The organism is Pseudomonas sp. SWRI154 (genome assembly GCF_014268645.1).
GTDB lineage: Bacteria > Pseudomonadota > Gammaproteobacteria > Pseudomonadales > Pseudomonadaceae > Aquipseudomonas > Aquipseudomonas marvdashtae.
In genome coordinates this window covers 409906-425559 of sequence record NZ_JABWQW010000001.1, presented here as the reverse complement: position 1 = coordinate 425559, position 15654 = coordinate 409906, and the positions used below count along the sequence as shown (strand labels likewise).

14 protein-coding genes are annotated in these 15654 nt (G+C 61.7%); 1 reads left to right on the top strand and 13 read right to left on the bottom strand.

The features are described from left to right. Positions 1–291: 291 nt before the first annotated feature. On the bottom strand, positions 292–1233 hold the full coding sequence (locus HU806_RS01860) for an alpha/beta hydrolase (protein WP_186609543.1): 942 nt from the start codon (positions 1231–1233) through the stop codon (positions 292–294). Positions 1234–1420: 187 nt separating this feature from the next. Here HU806_RS01860 and HU806_RS01855 point away from each other — a divergent pair, with 187 nt between their 5' ends. Further along, the gene (locus HU806_RS01855; protein ID WP_186609541.1) at positions 1421–1648 is read left to right on the top strand and encodes a hypothetical protein; all 228 of its coding nucleotides are present in this window, start codon (positions 1421–1423) and stop codon (positions 1646–1648) included. Positions 1649–1762: 114 nt separating this feature from the next. Here the strand turns inward: HU806_RS01855 and HU806_RS01850 are convergent, their stop codons facing one another. The 12 genes from HU806_RS01850 to HU806_RS01795 all read right to left on the bottom strand — a co-directional run bounded on the left by HU806_RS01850 (position 1763) and on the right by HU806_RS01795 (position 15639). After that, positions 1763–2554 (bottom strand): carbohydrate deacetylase, encoded by a 792-nt coding sequence (locus HU806_RS01850; protein WP_186609539.1) that lies wholly within the window; start codon positions 2552–2554, stop codon positions 1763–1765. Then, positions 2526–3704 (bottom strand): GNAT family N-acetyltransferase, encoded by a 1179-nt coding sequence (locus HU806_RS01845; protein ID WP_186609537.1) that lies wholly within the window; start codon positions 3702–3704, stop codon positions 2526–2528. The genes HU806_RS01850 and HU806_RS01845 overlap by 29 nt, the downstream gene beginning before the upstream one ends. Then, positions 3701–4399 (bottom strand): GNAT family N-acetyltransferase, encoded by a 699-nt coding sequence (locus HU806_RS01840; protein WP_186609535.1) that lies wholly within the window; start codon positions 4397–4399, stop codon positions 3701–3703. Before HU806_RS01840 ends, HU806_RS01845 begins: the two co-directional genes overlap by 4 nt. A 76-nt stretch (positions 4400–4475) precedes the next feature. Then, complete coding sequence (locus HU806_RS01835) at positions 4476–5165, bottom strand: GNAT family N-acetyltransferase (protein WP_186609533.1); 690 nt, start codon at positions 5163–5165, stop codon at positions 4476–4478. Then, positions 5162–7180 (bottom strand): hypothetical protein, encoded by a 2019-nt coding sequence (locus tag HU806_RS01830; RefSeq protein WP_238350092.1) that lies wholly within the window; start codon positions 7178–7180, stop codon positions 5162–5164. The genes HU806_RS01835 and HU806_RS01830 overlap by 4 nt, the downstream gene beginning before the upstream one ends. Beyond that, positions 7177–8481, bottom strand: a complete 1305-nt coding sequence (locus HU806_RS01825) for an oligosaccharide flippase family protein (RefSeq protein ID WP_186609531.1) — start codon at positions 8479–8481, stop codon at positions 7177–7179. Before HU806_RS01825 ends, HU806_RS01830 begins: the two co-directional genes overlap by 4 nt. Beyond that, the gene (locus HU806_RS01820; protein WP_186609529.1) at positions 8478–9482 is read right to left on the bottom strand and encodes a polysaccharide deacetylase family protein; all 1005 of its coding nucleotides are present in this window, start codon (positions 9480–9482) and stop codon (positions 8478–8480) included. Before HU806_RS01820 ends, HU806_RS01825 begins: the two co-directional genes overlap by 4 nt. Before the next feature lie 12 nt (positions 9483–9494). After that, a complete protein-coding gene (locus HU806_RS01815; protein ID WP_186609524.1) occupies positions 9495–10631 on the bottom strand; it encodes a glycosyltransferase in 1137 nt (378 codons plus the stop codon). Beyond that, a complete protein-coding gene (locus HU806_RS01810; protein ID WP_186609523.1) occupies positions 10624–11583 on the bottom strand; it encodes a glycosyltransferase in 960 nt (319 codons plus the stop codon). The genes HU806_RS01815 and HU806_RS01810 overlap by 8 nt, the downstream gene beginning before the upstream one ends. Continuing rightward, on the bottom strand, positions 11580–12950 hold the full coding sequence (locus tag HU806_RS01805) for an O-antigen ligase family protein (RefSeq protein ID WP_186609522.1): 1371 nt from the start codon (positions 12948–12950) through the stop codon (positions 11580–11582). The genes HU806_RS01810 and HU806_RS01805 overlap by 4 nt, the downstream gene beginning before the upstream one ends. Continuing rightward, the gene (locus HU806_RS01800; protein WP_186609521.1) at positions 12947–14050 is read right to left on the bottom strand and encodes a glycosyltransferase family 4 protein; all 1104 of its coding nucleotides are present in this window, start codon (positions 14048–14050) and stop codon (positions 12947–12949) included. Before HU806_RS01800 ends, HU806_RS01805 begins: the two co-directional genes overlap by 4 nt. Beyond that, a complete protein-coding gene (locus HU806_RS01795) occupies positions 14047–15639 on the bottom strand; it encodes a GumC family protein (RefSeq protein WP_186609519.1) in 1593 nt (530 codons plus the stop codon). Before HU806_RS01795 ends, HU806_RS01800 begins: the two co-directional genes overlap by 4 nt. Positions 15640–15654: the final 15 nt, after the last annotated feature.

Below are 15654 nucleotides of genomic sequence, written 5' to 3'. Positions count from 1 at the left end.
GCCAGGTCAAACATGACGATTTGTAAGCGGGGCCGGTGGCGATCATGACCAACGCATTCGCTTTCACTGTCGTGCTTGGAAGCCCTGATCCCATGAACTCGGGGCTGGGGCGAGGGCGATTCGGATAAGGATGTGAGACCTAGGCGCGTTCAAAGTGGGAAAAAGCGTAATGAGCGGCGAGGTATTTCCTAAAGCGCTGTGATCCATTATTTGAAGGATTGCGCTTGCCGGAATATCAGCGGGGGGGGGCTGATGCTTTTTCCTACAAGATTTTGAACGATCCAGCAGGTGTCAACCGGCCTTGGCCGGACTGGCGCCAGCGCGTCCTGCGACGGGCGACGCTGTGGTTTTCATCAATGTATCCAGTGCCTGCCGATAAGTCCGACCCGCCAGGCTCATGCTGTTGTTATGCGTGGCCCCCGGCACCAGCAACAAATGCTTGGGCTCGCGGGCGGCATTGAACAATTGCTCGCTGAAGCGAGGCGGTACATAGCGGTCGGCGGCGCCGTGGACCACCAGCAACGGCATGTTGATCTCGCTGATCTTGTCGATGGAGTCGAACTTCTGCGACAGCAACCAGCGCACCGGCAGGGAGGTGTCCGCCATCGCGGTGGCGACATCGCCCAAGGAGGTAAACGTGGACTCGATCACCAGGCCTCGGGCCGGCACGGCACTGCCATTTCTGGCCGCCGCCTGACCCAATTGCGCCGCGAGGTCGACCGCGACCGCGCCGCCCAGGGAGTGGCCGTAGATCAGCCGCAACGCCGGGTCCGGTTGCAGCACTTCGAGACGCTCCCAAGCGATTCGCGCATCCTCATAGACGCTGGCTTCCGACGGCAGGTTGCCCTGGCTCTTGCCGAAACCGCGGTAATCGATGGCCAGCACCGAATAGCCCAGCGCCCTCAGTTGCTGGATGCGAAACAACTGGCCTGTCAGGTTCCAGCGCACACCATGCAGATACAGGATGGCCGGGGCATTCTTGCGTTCGGCCGGCCACCACCAGCCATGGATGTTTTCCCCGGCCTTGAAGCTTTTCGGCTTGAGATCGAACTCCTGCACCCCGCTGGGGAGCCCGCTGAACCAGCTCGCCGTCCCCGGCTCGATGCGAAACACCAATTCACGCTCCTTGTGCTGCAACACGGCGCAGCCTACTGGCAGGCCGACGACCAGCGCAGCCATGAAAGACCAGGCCAGCCAACGTTGCTTGAGGCGAGAGAGAAAAGATGAAGACATCGACGCGATTCGCTACTTGGGGTAGAAGGTGCCTTATTAGCAGATTCTGCGTAACCGACGCAGTGATTTCGGACGGTTAGCCATCAGACTCTGGTTCCTTCGCCAGAAGGTGAATGCAATCCGATCGAACTCTCACCGTTTTGTCCCACTCGAAAATTCGACACTCATCCATATCGAGGACGATGCCATGACAACCGAGCATTCCAAAGAGCAGGCCCAACCCGGCAACAGTGCACCGGCCAAGGATGCCGCCGACGATCCGGTACCGGTGGTGGAGCGCGATGTCCACCATCCCGATGCGGCGACTGACAAAGTGGACAAGACCATTACGCCAAAATCGATCAAGAGCCATGAGCAGGACGCTGACAAATTGCAGGAAAAGGTCGGGGATGTGGAGAAAAAACTCGGCCGCTAAAGGGGGACGGTTATTCGTCACAAGTGCCCTTGGGCTTGTTTTGGAAACTGAGAGAAGTTGTGGGGAGCGAATAAATCCTCTCCCCACAAAGTAATGCCTTATGAGAGAGGAAAACTACGCATCCTCAAGCTGAACGAGCTCATACATCCGTTCAGCCTTGCCGTACCCCACCTTCGGTATCCCCGTCAGCCGCTGATGCAACACTTGGCTCAATGAGCAGCCGGGGGGCAGGTAGGTGTCGCCGAAATCCCCATCCAATTGAACCGGATGGACAATCACTTCGAGCAAACCATGCTCCGGTGGCGCGGCGTGAAACAAGTCCGCGGGGGTGCAGACAAAGTCCGCCGTCGCGCCGCATAAACGACGCAGGCGACGGTTGAGTAAGGTCTTGAAGATGCGCTTGGGGACATTCAGGTTTGCTCCGAGGTTGCGCGCCAGGCGAATGGGCACGCCTTGCCGCGCAGCGAAACGTGCCACCTGCTCTCCGATGGGCCAGATGTTGTGCACGTGCTGATGCGAGTCCAGGTGGCTTGGGCGCAATCCGTGATCCAGGCAGTGTTGCCATTGCGCCTGAAGTTCGTCCTCTATTGCCGCGAGGTCTTTGGCGCCCAGGCGCAGGCAATAGCGTGACAGGCTGAAGTTGAACTGGCCGTCCGCATCGCAGAACGCCGGACGCGACTTGATGGCCTGGCTCAGCGGCTGCCCGTGGCTGAGATTGAAATGCAGGCCGATGCGCCCTTTGAGCCAGGGCTTTTGGGACAGTACGCACGCCTGTTCGAAGCCCGGCGTATTGGCCATTATGGTGGCGGAACTGATTACGCCTGCTTCGAAGGCTCGAACGATTATCGTGTTCTCACTGACACAGAGTCCGAAGTCGTCAGCGTTGATGATTACTTGGCGGGGCATGGGGAATCTCCTTTTCCTTGGGGGTACAAGGTGAATTTGTTGCTGTGGTTTTTTGCGGAGGGTGTTTGCGAAGCCAGGGTTTAAGACTTTTCCAGAGTCGCAAGGCGAGCCCGAGGATCAGGCCATCGGGTTGCCAGGAATAAAAACTCCAGCGCCAATGCTCCAGTTGACCGGTCATGCGTTCGTGCAATTGATGACTGGAGTTATTGAGGCTGACCCGTGACGCATCGATCCACCGCCAGTTTTCGTCCAGCCCCCAACGAATCCACTCTTCGAGTAATACCCGGCCACTGCCCAGGTCGCCGTACTGCGGCAGGAAGGCGAGGTTGTAGTCATACAATCTGCCTTGATCCAACAGGCCGAGGCGATAACTGATGCACTCGCCGTTTAGCTCCAGCGTCACCACCCGCACCAGCCCTTGGGCGGCGAGAGCGGTGAAGGCGTGGTTCATCCACTGCCTGCGCCTGGGGTCGGCAAAGATCCCAACGCCTTCCTCGCCTTTCCAGCTGGCGGCCTCGACATCGGCAAAGGCTCGCAACAATTGCCCCATGCTGATGGCGTCTGGCGTTATCCGGCGGATCTCGGCGCCGCAAGCGGCGATCCGCTTGCGCGCCCGACGCAGCTTGTAGCGTGGATCGCCAGAGACTTCCTGATGGTCGCTGTCGCTGATCAAGTGCACCGGAACCCGGCAACTGAGGCGCCGCTCCCCGGTGGAACTCAGTGTCATCCAAGCGCTAAGGACGCTTTGCTCGCCGACCGGCTCCACCACTTCATTGAGTTGCAGCATCGCGTGGGGTATCTGCTGACGGATCTGCATCAGCGCCTTGCCCATGCCTTCGTCGTCCAGGCGCGCCAGCAGAGCGATGCGGTCGGCCAAGGGGTAACCCAAGTGGTGCAACACCCGGAATCGCAGCCCGCCAATACGCTCACGTCCCGAAACCAGGGGCAGGCATAGAGACAAGTCCTGGTCCTGCCAGCCCAGCAGCACATGCAATTGCTGATCGGGCAATAGGGCGAATTCAGCCGCTTGCAGCCAGGCCAGGGTGTTAAACGGTGTTGCGTCGGCCACCTGGGTTCGCAGCTGTTCATAAGCTGACACAGGAAAATCCGCCGCGCCCATGGAGCGACACCATTGGAACCGGATTGTCATGGACGCAAGGCCGCCGTAGCGGATGGAATGGGCTTGGCCGGTTTACGGAGGGAATCCAGTACGGAGCCGGTGTAGAAAGTGTCACGGAAAAACCGCCAACGACCGAACAAGCGATACATATGGGTGATCTTGCCGCTCTCCTGGTAGTCCATGCGTAGGTGTAGCTTGACGGATGCAATGTTGCTCAGCTCGAAGACGTCGACCACTTTGTTGAAACCCCGTGCGGCCATGATTTTCCAAAGTCCCAACTGCATGTCCACCGATAGCTGGGTTCCCCAGTAAGCACGGTACAGCTCACCGTTGAACTGGAAGTACTCACCCGTTTTGACCGGGAACCAGCAGCGAAAGAAGTGGCGGTCGAAATAGTCCCGTGTACTGCCCCAGATGAAAGCAACGACGTCGCCCTGGCCGTCCAGGCACATGAGCCCGGTGTGACCTTCGGCGGCCAGTTCGCGCATGGTCTCGACTTGATCGCCGAAGTACCTGGCAAAGGCACCGGCATTGCGCGTGGTAATAGGTTCCAAGCGCAACGGCGTATAGGGCCTGAGCTTGTGAGGCGGTATTGGGCTGACCAGATCACGTTCCGTCCATACCAGTTGCTCGTGGAAATACACGTAGTGTCTGCACAGCTGATTTATAACGGCGCGCAGACCTTTTTTCCGAATGCGATTACGCAGTTTTTGCAGAACGTTCATGGGGCCTCCTGGCGGGGCGGTTGGGGAAAGAACCCACCACGAGCTTGCTCGCGATGGGGGTAGTTCGCCATGGACATCAGGCCGTCGCAGTCGATGCAACCGGCTGGGTTGGTTTACGAAAGGCACCCAGTGCCGAGCCGCTGTAGAACGTGTCGCGGAAAATCCGCCAGCGACCGAACAGGCGAAACACGTGGGTGATCTTGCCGCGTTCCTGGAAGCCCATGCGCAGGTGCATCTTGATCGCCGGGGTGTTTTGCGAGTCGCAGACATCGACCATTGTGTCGCACCCTTTGTCCAACATGACTTTCCACATTTCCATTTGCATGTCCGCCGACATGCTGGAACCCCAATAGGCGCGGATCATCTCGCCACCGAACTGAAAGTATTCGCCAGGCTTGATTGGAAAGTTGCAGCGATAGAAATGGCGGTCGAAATAATCTCTTGTGCTGGCCCAGGCAAACCCCACGGTATCGCCCCGATCATCTAGGTACATCAAGCCTGTGTAGCCTTCGGTCGCCAACTCGCGCATGGTTTCGACGCGGTCGCCGAAGTGCCGGGCAAACGCATCGGCGTTGGCGATTGTGATGAACTCCAGGCGCATTGGTGGGTAGGGCTTGAGGTTATGTGGGGGGAGCGGAGTCCGTATGTCATGCTCCAGCCACACCAGTCTGGTGTGGGCAAATACGTAGCATCTGCATAGCTGCTTTAGAACGGCGCGCAGACCTTTTTTCTGGATGCGATCACGCAATGTTTGCAGAGCCTTCATGGTGCCTCCTGACGGGTGGCAGGGTTGGGGGAGAGGGGAGCTGTCCAACTGAGGGCGAAGACGGTTTCCCCTTGCAGGAGAAACCCGACCTGGCCGGCCTTGCAATCAAACGGGACGCTGTGGCTGCGGTTGTCCGGGCCGAAATACAGCAGGGTCATGCCAGGTTGAGGGCAGGCCGTGCCGTCGAGGCTGACCTGATGGGCTCGTGTGCTTTTGTTCACACCCAGCAGATTGCGTTGCTTGCCGGTGGCCATGGCCAGTACGTCGACTTCAAAAGCGTCGTTGTCCAGGCGCAGCACCTGGTCGAGCCAATGCTGTTGAATGAACTGCTGGGCCAGGCCCACGGGCTTGAGCTCGAAGCGCTGATTGTCCAGCACCCGCACCATGCCTTTGGGGTATTCAGGTTCGTCGGCGACCATGAACCAATTGAGCATGTCGAGCCAACCATCTGCGGAGGCGTTGATCACCACCGACGTCCACCACAGGGCGGCGTAATGGGTTTCCTGGTCGTAGGGGCTCAGGCTCGAGCCGCTGGACATGTTGGTCTGGTCCAACAGCAAAGCCTTGCGCGGCCGGCCCTGGCGATCCAATCCAACGAGGTTGGCAGCCTGACGGACGCTGTCGCGGTAGACCCGGGTCGCCAGCAGGTCGCGGATCATCCATTCATGCCAGGCCAGGGCGTCGATCTGGTCGTCGGACGTCGCGAGCAGGCGCCGTGCCCAGTCGATCCCGCGCTTGTCAGCCGCATTTTCGCTGAAGGGGCCGTTGGTGAAGCGGGAGCTGGCGGGTATGGCGATGCGGACACCGGCGCGTGCATTGGCGGGATCGGCGCGGACCTGGGCCGCCATGCTCTGGAACAGTTGCTGGAAACTGGCGAAGTCTGGGTAGTTCAGGTTTGGCTCATCGGCAAAACTCAGGTAGTGGATGCCGTTGTCGCCCGAAGCCCGGGTCGACATTAGCCAGGCTTGCAAACCCCTGAGACTGGTCCGGTCGGGCTGTAGATCCGCCCGGCGCTGTCTGCCGGCCAGCAGGGTGAGGTCTTGGCGGATACCGAAGCGGTCCCGGTACAAACGTCGGAAGGGATCTTCATGATTGCCCCTCGCCGCCATGACGTCGACGAGGCTGTAGAGGGTTGCCGCCTGGGGTTTTAGCGCATCGAGCACAGCGTAGCTGGAGGGCGGCAGTAACTCATAGGGCAGATAGATGCCCAGCTTGGGGGTCGTGCCGAGCGCCTCGTCGTACAACGTCAGATGGGTCTGCCCCGGATCCTGGCGCACCGGTTGCAGGTGCGCCGGGTCTTGGGCGAACAGGTTGGCCGTGCCGTCCAACCAGAACGCGGCCTTGCCGTTGCCTTGCACCTGCAGGCGCCAGGTTTGCTCGACGTTGGTAACGGGCAGCGCCACTTGATCGAATTGCCAATAGGCGCGGTACGGCTTGAGGTTCAACTGCACCTGTTTGCCATCGGCGACGCGCCGGGCTTGCAATGCGCGCACGCCGTTATGGAATTTGCCCGCCAGCACGGCCTGCTCGCCAGCGGCCACTTTGAAATACAACTCGTCGCCGTCGTGGACTTCGGCGCTGAAATGCACTTTGGCCGGCGCGAACAGGGCGTGGGTGCGCGCATCGTGTTCGACCGTATAGCGACGGAAACTGTAGCCGGGAATTTCCAGGCGATAACTGGCTGCACCCGGCAACAAGGGCCACTGCTGCTCGCCACGCACCTGAGCGGCCTCGATCAGGCGTTCACCGACGAGTTGCCCTTGGCCGTTGAGCAGGTACAAGTGTTCGGTGTTGGCCTCGGCCTGCCAGGCCGGCACCCAGCGCACGGTCACGCGATCCGCACGGTCGGTTTGCAGGTACAGGCTGCCGTCGCGGATACCGGTCCATTGCAGGGACGCGCCGTGGGCCAGGCAGGCCAGGCTGCATAAACCCACGCACAAGCCGGTTTTCCACCCGTGGACTGACCCCATCGCAAGCCTGCTCAGGATGGCGGTTTGACGGATAACCGCACTCATGCCGATTTCCCCAGGAGCATCTGACGCATCGGCAGCAGATCGCTTGGCAGGATGATCAACGTCTGCCACAGCGACACGCCGCTGAGACGGCAATACATCATCAGCATGGCAACGGTCACACCCAGATAGGCGATGGACGAAGCGGCGGCAGCGCCGACGATGCCATAGCGGGGAATGAGCACCAGATTGAGCGCCAGGTTCGCCAGCGCCCCGATGCCCATCAGCAGCGATACGCTGCCGGGACGATCCTTGCCTAGCAAGTCCAGGCGCAGGATGCTCGCATAGCACAGTCCAAACAGCCCCGGCAGCAAGGCCAGCAGGGCGGGATAAGCCGGTTGATAGACCGCGCCGAACAGCGTGACGATCAGCCATTCGCCCATCAACGCCATGCCCAGGCAGGCGCCGAGCATCACCGTCGCGGTCAGGCGCAAGGCCAGCGGGGTCAGGCGCTGCATGTCGCTGTCTTGTTGCAGCAGGCGTTTCATCAGCGGAGTGGTGACCGCTTCCGGCACGATCAGCAGCAGCTCGGCGGCGGCGCTGGCCATGGCGTAATGTCCCAACGCGGTGCTGCCCAACAGTGCACCGATGAAGAGGAAGTCCGAACGCAGCATCACTTGCTGGAACAGCAGATCCGGATGGCTGCGGGTGCCGTAGCGCAGCAGTTCGTTCTGGCTGGCGCGATCCCAGTGCAGGGCGAACGCGTGATCGCGGCGCAACCACATCCAACCGGCCAGCACCACCAGGCTCAGGCCTGCCAGCCAACTGATCAGCGCCGCTTCCAGCGCGGTGTCTTTCCACATCCAGAACAACGCCACGAACAGCAACAGCGGCGCCAGGGATTCCATCAGCCGCAAGGCATTGAACGCGCCCACGCCGCCCGAGGCATTGTGCAGGGTCAGCAGGCCGCTCTTGAGCACCGTCAACGGTACGGCCAACAACAGCAGCCATGCCAGCAGGCCCAACTGCGTGGTGATATCCAGTTCGCCGCCGAATTCGCGTACCAGCGCCACCACCAGCAACGTCAGCAACCCGGCCAGCAGGCAGCCGAAGACCAGCACCTGACTGAGCAGCAAACCCATCGACCGCTGCTGCGCGGCCTGGTAACCGACGGCACTGTTCAGCCCACCGCTGGTGGCGGCGCTGATCAGGTCCGGCAGGGTGCTGAGCAGCGCGAACAGCCCGCGTTCGCTGGGCCCGAGGATCCGCGCCAGCAGCACGTTGCGCAGCAGGCGCAGGCCGATCATCGCCAGGCGCGTGCCCATGCTCAGCGCCAAGTGCCTGAGGTAATGAGCGCGGCTCATGGACGGGCTCCTCGGCGAATGCGCCAGGCCAGCAATTCCGGGTGACAGGCATTGCGCTGGCTGACGCCGAAGCGCGGCAGGTTCAAAGGGTCGCCATCGTTGCGATACAGTCCGGCCTCGGTGCCCAGCGCGAACGGAAAACCGTGGGCCGCCACCTGCTCGCGCACGCGGGCGTCGTGATCGCCGTTGGGGTAGCAATACACCGGAAGGGGTTGGGCGCAGCCGTTTTCCAGGGCAGTCCAACTGCGGGTCAGTTCTTCGTGCAGGCGCTGGTCATCCAGCCCGGTCAGAATCGCATGACTGGCGCCATGGGGGCCGAAGCGCACCAGCCCGGAATCTTCGAGCATGCGCACTTGGGTCCAGTCCAGCGCCTGGGGTTGGGAGCCTTGTGGACAGGTGTCGGTCAGGTCGCTCAAAGTGCGAGGGTCGAGGCTCTTGAGGCTTTGCAGATAATGCAGCAACGCCAGGCTGCGGCGCTCGTCATCAATGTCATCGAGCAGCACCGGCAATGGCCGGCCGACGTGGTGCAAATGCTCGATCAAAGCGTGCCGCGCCACCTGCCCATGGCTGCCCCAGAGGGTTTCGCCGATGCTTTCCCACCAGAAGTGCTGGCGGCTGCCGACGAAATCGGTGGACAGGAAAATGCTCGCCGGGACCTGGTACTGGCGCAGCAGCGGAAAGGCGTTCATAGCGTTATCGCGCCAGCCGTCGTCAAACGTCAGCGCCACCCGTGGACGGTTCGGAACGCTTTCCGGGTCGGCCAGCAACAAGCTCATCAATGGCACGCATTCAAAATGCCGTTGCAGCCAGATCAACAAATGCTCGAACGCATCAGGTCCCACACACAGCTCGTTGCGATGGGGCAGCTCGGCGGCACGGTCGTTGTTCAGCACCCGATGCAACATCAGGATGACGCCGGCGCCACGCAACGGGTGGCGGCCCAGGGATGTGTTCAAGTACAGCCAGCCGCCGGTGCGCTTGAAGACGTGTTTGATCGACATCAGCCCTTCTCCTTAGCGATTCTGCTCGGGGTTCCATTGGCTGTACCGCTGGCCGCGCAGGAACTGCCACAGGCCGATGCACATGCCCGCCAGCGTGACCAGCACGAACGCAGCCAGGCGAAAGGGCCGGGGCAAGCGGTGCCCTGCGTCCATCAAGCCGATCAACGCCATCGCGTAGCCCAGCAGCTGCGCCACCAGGCTCAAGCGATAAAACCCATGCTGGCTCCACAGCCAGGCATTGCTCAGCAGCAGCGGCAGGAGCAACACCGGTGCCAGGCGGCGGATCAACTTGTGGCTAATCAGCCCAATGGCATACAACCCATGGCGCAGCGGGTTGAGCAGCTCCCGGCGCTGGGCCAGACTCTGCAACCCGCCGACGGTGACTCGCTGGCGGCGGCGAAACTGCTTGTCGGCTTCGTCCACGCCTTGATCGGTCACCCGGGCTCGTGGCGCATAAACGATGGACTTGCCGGCCATGGGCGCGCAGGTGCTGAGGAAAAAATCATCGTTGACTTGCGTCGGTATCGGTTGGAACAACGTCCGGCGCAGGGCCAACAGGGCGCCGTCGGCCGAGACCATGCAGCCGGTGCGACTTTCCACCTGGCGCAGCCAGCCTTCGTAATGGCGATACAGACTGTCCCCCAGACTCAGGCCTTTTCCGGGCACGGGAATCTCCATATGGCCGGCACAGGCGCCGACTTCCGGATCGCCCAGCGGCGCCAGCAGATGGCCGAGGGTGTCGGTAAACCATTGATTGTCGGCGTCGGTAAACACCAGGATTTCGCCGCGGCTATGGGCCACGCCCGTGTTGAGGGCGGCAGCCTTGCCCTGGCGCGGCAGGTCGAGCACGGTGATGCGCGGATCGATCACCTTGCGCGCGCAGGCCACCGTGTCGTCGGTGGAGCCGTCGCTGGCGAGGATGATTTGCAGCGAGCGCGCCGGAGAATCCTGGGCCAGCAACATGTGCAACTTTTCTTCGATGTGCCGCGCCTCGTTATGGGCGGCAATGATAATGCTGACGTCCATCGGCACTGACGTGGTGTAGCGTCGTATCGGAAACAACGGGGTCAGCAAGGTCAATAGCACGGGGTAGCCGAGGTAGGCGTACACCGGCAGCAACAGGCAAGACCAATAAATGAATTCAGCCACGGGCAGGTCTCCTGACATTCCATTGACATAGATTGAGCAGCAACGCGGCGCCGGTCAGGTGCAGGCGCATCCCATGCAGGATCCACAGTTGCAAGGCCAGGCGCGGGTCGCGTTGGCTCTGGCGCAGGCTGAGGGCCAAGGCCGGCAATGTGGCGATGAACAGCAACATCAGCCCCAGGCGCGCCTGGCCTTGGAGCAGGGCGACCAGCGCCAGGAAATCCAAACCCCAGGCGCCGAGGGACAGTGCGGGAAAGCGCAACAGGCGCAGGCTCGGTCCATGGCTGCGCAGCAACTGCCAGTGACTGCCCTGGCGCCACAGTTCCTTGCTCATCCATTCGCGCCAACTGCCTTCGTAGCCCCAGTGCAGGGCCACGCTTTCGTTGACCAACAGCAACTGCGCACCGACTTGGCGCAAGCGCAGGGAGAAATCCTTGTCTTCGCCGGTGCGCAGGGTTTCGTCGAAGCCTGCGACCTGATCGAACCAGGCGCGGCGCATCAGCAAGTTGGCGCTGGGCAGCCATTGCACCCGGTGCAAGGGGCGCGAACCGGGACGCTGGCTGCGGCGTTGCCAGGCTCGTGCGAACCACGGCGCGGGTGCGGGTGTGTCCAGATCCAGGCCCAGCACATCGCCCTGGCGGCCTTCCATTTCGACCAACAGCTTGAGCCAGTCGGCGGGCATTTCCATGTCGGCGTCGATGAACGCCAGCCAGTCACCGCTGGCGATCGCCGCGCCACGGTTGCGCAGGGCGCCGATGTGCACGCCGGGCACGATCAGCACCCGCGCGCCGAGTTCGTTGGCGATGCGCGGACCATGGTCGTCGGAGCCGTTGTCGACCACGATCAGCTCGCATTCCAGTTGCGCCTGGCATGCAGCTTCCCGCGCTGCCAGCAGCGTGCGGCCGATGTGCCGGGCCTCGTTGTACATCGGGATGACGATACTGACGCGGCTCATGAGCGAGCCTCCGCTGGCGCGGCCTGTTCGGCGTCGTAGCGCAACACGCTGGTCAAGGCGAGCATGATCCACAGCAACTTGTGATTCGGCGCGCTGAGGAACATCAGGAACAACGCCAGCGACAGGAAACTCATGCCCAGGTGCGTCAACAAGTCCGCTTGCGCCCAGTCCCGGCGCTGGAGCCAGAGTTGGCGCGCGCGCATCAGGTTGTAGAGGCCCAGGCCGATCATGCCGACAAACATCAACCCGCCTGGAACGCCGATCTCGCTGAAAATTTCCAGGTAAGTGTTATGCGCCCGGCGATACAGGTCGCCCAATTTGCGATTGGCCGAGAAGGCCTTGGCGTAGCCAGTGGGGGCGTAGTGCAGGGGAAACGTCCCGGGGCCCGAACCGAGTATCGGGTTCTCGCGGATCATCTGGCTGCCCACGAGAATGTACGAGGCGCGGCGGCCCAGGGATTCGTCCTTGTGAGCGCTGGCGCCGGCACTGAGGATGCTCAACGACTGGATGCGCGCCACGTAACCGGCGGGCATCACGGCGATGGTCGCCGGGACCAGGAGCGCCAGCCCGAGCATGGCGAACCCCAGGTGCCGAGGACGGATACGCGGCAATTGCGCCCGATAGTGATACAACCCGATCACCAGACTGAGCAACAGCACCACCAGTCCGGACCGCGACTCGGTCTTGGTCATACCACCGAGCAAGAGGATGAAACCACCTCCCCAGAACAACCGGTGCAACAGGTTCGGGCTGCGCAGTACCAGCCACAAGGCCAGCGGTACGGTGAACGCAATCAACAGCGCAAAGGCGTTGGGGTCTTCCAGCAGGCCGGAAGCGCGGCCCTTATCCTGGTATTTGGCCGAGAACATCGCGAGTACGCACGTGGTGGAGACGCTCACCGTCATCAGGCGGGCGAACAGGTCCAGGTTCAGTTCGCGACCGATCAGCAAGGTGATCACGAAAAGAATCAGCCCCACCGTCAGCTCTCGCAGATGGGTTAGGGACAAGTCCATGTTTTCTGAGATCAATAGGCTCAGGCCATACAGCATCATGAAGCCGATCAGGGGCTTCCAGATATTGCTGCGCAGGCGAGCCGCTGGAATCTGGTGCAAGGCCAGTTGCAACATCAGGATCAGGATCAGCGCCACGCCAAAAAACTTGCTGCCCGAAAACGCGTTGTCCTTGAACAGGCCTTCGAACGGTACCAACGCCGCTATGCCCAGCAAACCCCAGCCTGGCTTGCGGTACAACACGGCGACGCCGACCAGCCCCAGCACCGCACCCGGTGCGAGAAATGGATATGGACTGGCCAGTAATGCCAGGCACACCAGCCCCAGCAGACTGACGATCGAGAGCGGGACAATCATGGCTGCGCCTCCCGTGCCGTGCGGATGTAGAGCTGCGACCAGCGTTCGGCCAGCGTACGCAGGTCGTAGCGGTCGCTTTGGGTGTGGCGCGCGTTATCGGCCAGGATTCGCGCCAGGGGCGGTTCGCTGAACAGCGTTTCGATCTGCTGCGCCAGCTGCGCGCTGTCGGCCGGCGTGGCGAGCAGGCCGTTGTGGCGGTCCTGCAGGACGTCCGGAATGCCGCCGACGCCGAACGCCACCACCGGCACTCCGGCTTGCATGGCTTCGAGTAGGATCATCGGCGTGCCTTCGGTGCGTGAACTGATTACCAGCACATCGAGGCGGCTCCACCATTCATTCATGTCGGTCTGGTAACCGGGCAATTCGATGCGCGTGGGCAGCCCGGCCTCGGCGATGCGCTTGAGCAAGGGCTGGCGTTCCGGGCCGTCGCCGAGCATCACCGCGTGCAGCGAGGCATGGCGCTGGCACAGCGGGATCATGGCGTCGAGGAACAGGTCCGGACCTTTCTCGCTGCTCAAGCGACCGACATAGCCGACCCGCCAGCGCTGCCGGTCGTCGCGGTGGGGCAACGGCGTCGTGTTGGCTGGCAGGCCGTTGGGGATCACGTCGAGTTTTTCCGCCTTCACGCTGGCCTGGCGATGCAGTGCCGCGATGCTTTCGGCCACGCAAACCACGCGCTTGACCGGCGCGGTGCGGCACAGTTGCAGGCTCAGCCAGGTGTAAAAACGCTGCTTGGGACTGCGCGGCGTGAAGCCGTGCTGGGTAATCACCAGCGGCAGGCGCAGCAACGTGGCCGCGGCCCAGCCGAACAACAGGCCCTTGAAATTGTGCGTATTGATCAGCGGCCGCTCGGCGCGCCGTTGCCGCAGGTGCTGCAACAGCTCGCCCCAACTGGCGCAGTGGTGACAGTCGATCCCGGCCTGGCGAAACCGCGTGATCAAGGTCGGCGGCGCCGCCAGGAACAGCACCTGGTGCTGGCCCGGTGTCGCCACGCAATGATCGAGCAGCATTCGCTCGGCCCCATAGAAGCCACCGCTGCCGAGCAGATGAATGATCGACAGGGGAAGGCTGCGCTGGGACGGGCTGAGCGGCGCGTTCAATTTTTCACCCAATGGACAAGGCTGGGCAGGCTCCAGTTGCGATGCGGGTTGAGCTGCTCGGGCGATTGCTCGTTGATCACCAGCAACACCGGCAGGTCCAGTTGTTGGCCAATCTGCGCTGGATGCTTGAAGCGATGGTCGAAGAACTCACGCACATAGACCAGGGCGATCGCCAGCAGCAAGCCGCTGAACAGGCCGAATGCAATGATCAGCATCGGCTTGGGAAACGTTGCGGCGGTGGGTTCGAACGGCGGGCTCAATACCCGCGCGTTGGACAGGTCGTTGTCCAGCGAACGAGCGGTGCTGGCTTCGGCGAACCGTTGGGCATAGGTGGAGAAGGCCGCGTGCAGTGCGTTGATCTCGGTGTCCATCTGCCGCAGCTTGCTCTGGGTTTCCTGCAACTGGTGGATGCGCTCCTTGAAGTCGGCGATGCGCTCGACCTTTTGATTGATCACCGAACTGACCACCGCCAGGTCGGTAGTGCGTTCCTGGATACGGTTGCTCACCACTTTCAAAAATTGCTGGCGAGTGCGCATGATCTGCTCGCGAGCTAGCAGCATCGGTTCGCTACTGGGCTGGAAGATCGCCAGGTCGTTCATGTAGCGGCTGATCTGGAGGGTCAATTGCTCACCCATTTGCCTGATTTCCCGATCTTCGAAGGCAATGTTGTCCACGGTGGTGGTGAAGGTGAACGGGAAGGTGTAATCGTTGAATCGCGAACTGTTCGCCGCCGCCAGGCTGGTCTTGAGGTAATCCAGCCAGCGTTGGCCTTGCAACAGGCGGTCCTGGTACAGGTTCAGGGCCTGCTCTTCGGTGTTGATCGCATTCAAGCGAAAAGTGATTTCTTCCTTGGGATCGGAAGAGCCGACGCCTTCAAGCAGTGTCAGGCGGTTGCCCTCCAAGCCGTCAAGGCGGGTCTGGTACTGGACTTTTTTCTGCTCGTAGAACGTCTGGGGCAATTCGATCGATTGCAGGTCCTGCCGACCGGTGAGGTAGTTCTGCAGCAATTGCGCCACGAACCGGGTGCCCTGGGCCGGGTCGCCGAAGCTGTAGACGATCGAGATGACATTGGAGCCGGGCAGGGTCTCGATCTTCAGGTTTTCGATGGCCTCGTCGGTCAGCGTATCCAGCACGGTGTCGCGTACCGGATCGACCTCAAGCCCCAGGCCGTCGCGCAGCGGGTTGATCACGTATTCGCGCAATGGCTGGGTGACGTAGCGCTTGAGCGGTTCGCTCAGCCATTTGTTGAGGACGCCTGGGCTTGGGGTGTATTCGCCTTGGTCGCGCAGGGTCTTGATGGTTTCGCGAATCAACGCCGGCGAGCGCAGGATGTTGGTCTCGGTTTCCATGTCCGCCAAGGACGGTGGAACGAACGTCGCGCTTTCCTGGTTCAGCGAAGTCGTGGCGTCGCCTTGGGAGAGCTTTTTCGACTGGACGATCACTTGGGCGGTGATATCGAAGCTCTGCTTGAGCATCAACGGCAGCACCAGGGCGATCACGGCGAAAATCAGGAAGACGCGCTTCACCCACTGCTTGTTGGCGAAGAAGATCCTGAAGAACTCGTGCAGATAGTTTTCCTTGGGGTTCATGATCGGTCACCTGGG

Excerpts from the sequence above, each read along its gene's own strand:
- HU806_RS01860 (WP_186609543.1), bottom strand. The coding sequence starts at position 1,233 with ATGTCTTCATCTTTTCTCTCTCGCCTCAAGCAACGTTGGCTGGCCTGG.
- HU806_RS01855 (WP_186609541.1), top strand. The coding sequence starts at position 1,421 with ATGACAACCGAGCATTCCAAAGAGCAGGCCCAACCCGGCAACAGTGCA.
- HU806_RS01850 (WP_186609539.1), bottom strand. The coding sequence starts at position 2,554 with ATGCCCCGCCAAGTAATCATCAACGCTGACGACTTCGGACTCTGTGTC.
- HU806_RS01845 (WP_186609537.1), bottom strand. The coding sequence starts at position 3,704 with ATGACAATCCGGTTCCAATGGTGTCGCTCCATGGGCGCGGCGGATTTT.
- HU806_RS01840 (WP_186609535.1), bottom strand. The coding sequence starts at position 4,399 with ATGAACGTTCTGCAAAAACTGCGTAATCGCATTCGGAAAAAAGGTCTG.
- HU806_RS01835 (WP_186609533.1), bottom strand. The coding sequence starts at position 5,165 with ATGAAGGCTCTGCAAACATTGCGTGATCGCATCCAGAAAAAAGGTCTG.
- HU806_RS01830 (WP_238350092.1), bottom strand. The coding sequence starts at position 7,180 with ATGAGTGCGGTTATCCGTCAAACCGCCATCCTGAGCAGGCTTGCGATG.
- HU806_RS01825 (WP_186609531.1), bottom strand. The coding sequence starts at position 8,481 with ATGAGCCGCGCTCATTACCTCAGGCACTTGGCGCTGAGCATGGGCACG.
- HU806_RS01820 (WP_186609529.1), bottom strand. The coding sequence starts at position 9,482 with ATGTCGATCAAACACGTCTTCAAGCGCACCGGCGGCTGGCTGTACTTG.
- HU806_RS01810 (WP_186609523.1), bottom strand. The coding sequence starts at position 11,583 with ATGAGCCGCGTCAGTATCGTCATCCCGATGTACAACGAGGCCCGGCAC.
- HU806_RS01805 (WP_186609522.1), bottom strand. The coding sequence starts at position 12,950 with ATGATTGTCCCGCTCTCGATCGTCAGTCTGCTGGGGCTGGTGTGCCTG.
- HU806_RS01795 (WP_186609519.1), bottom strand. The coding sequence starts at position 15,639 with ATGAACCCCAAGGAAAACTATCTGCACGAGTTCTTCAGGATCTTCTTC.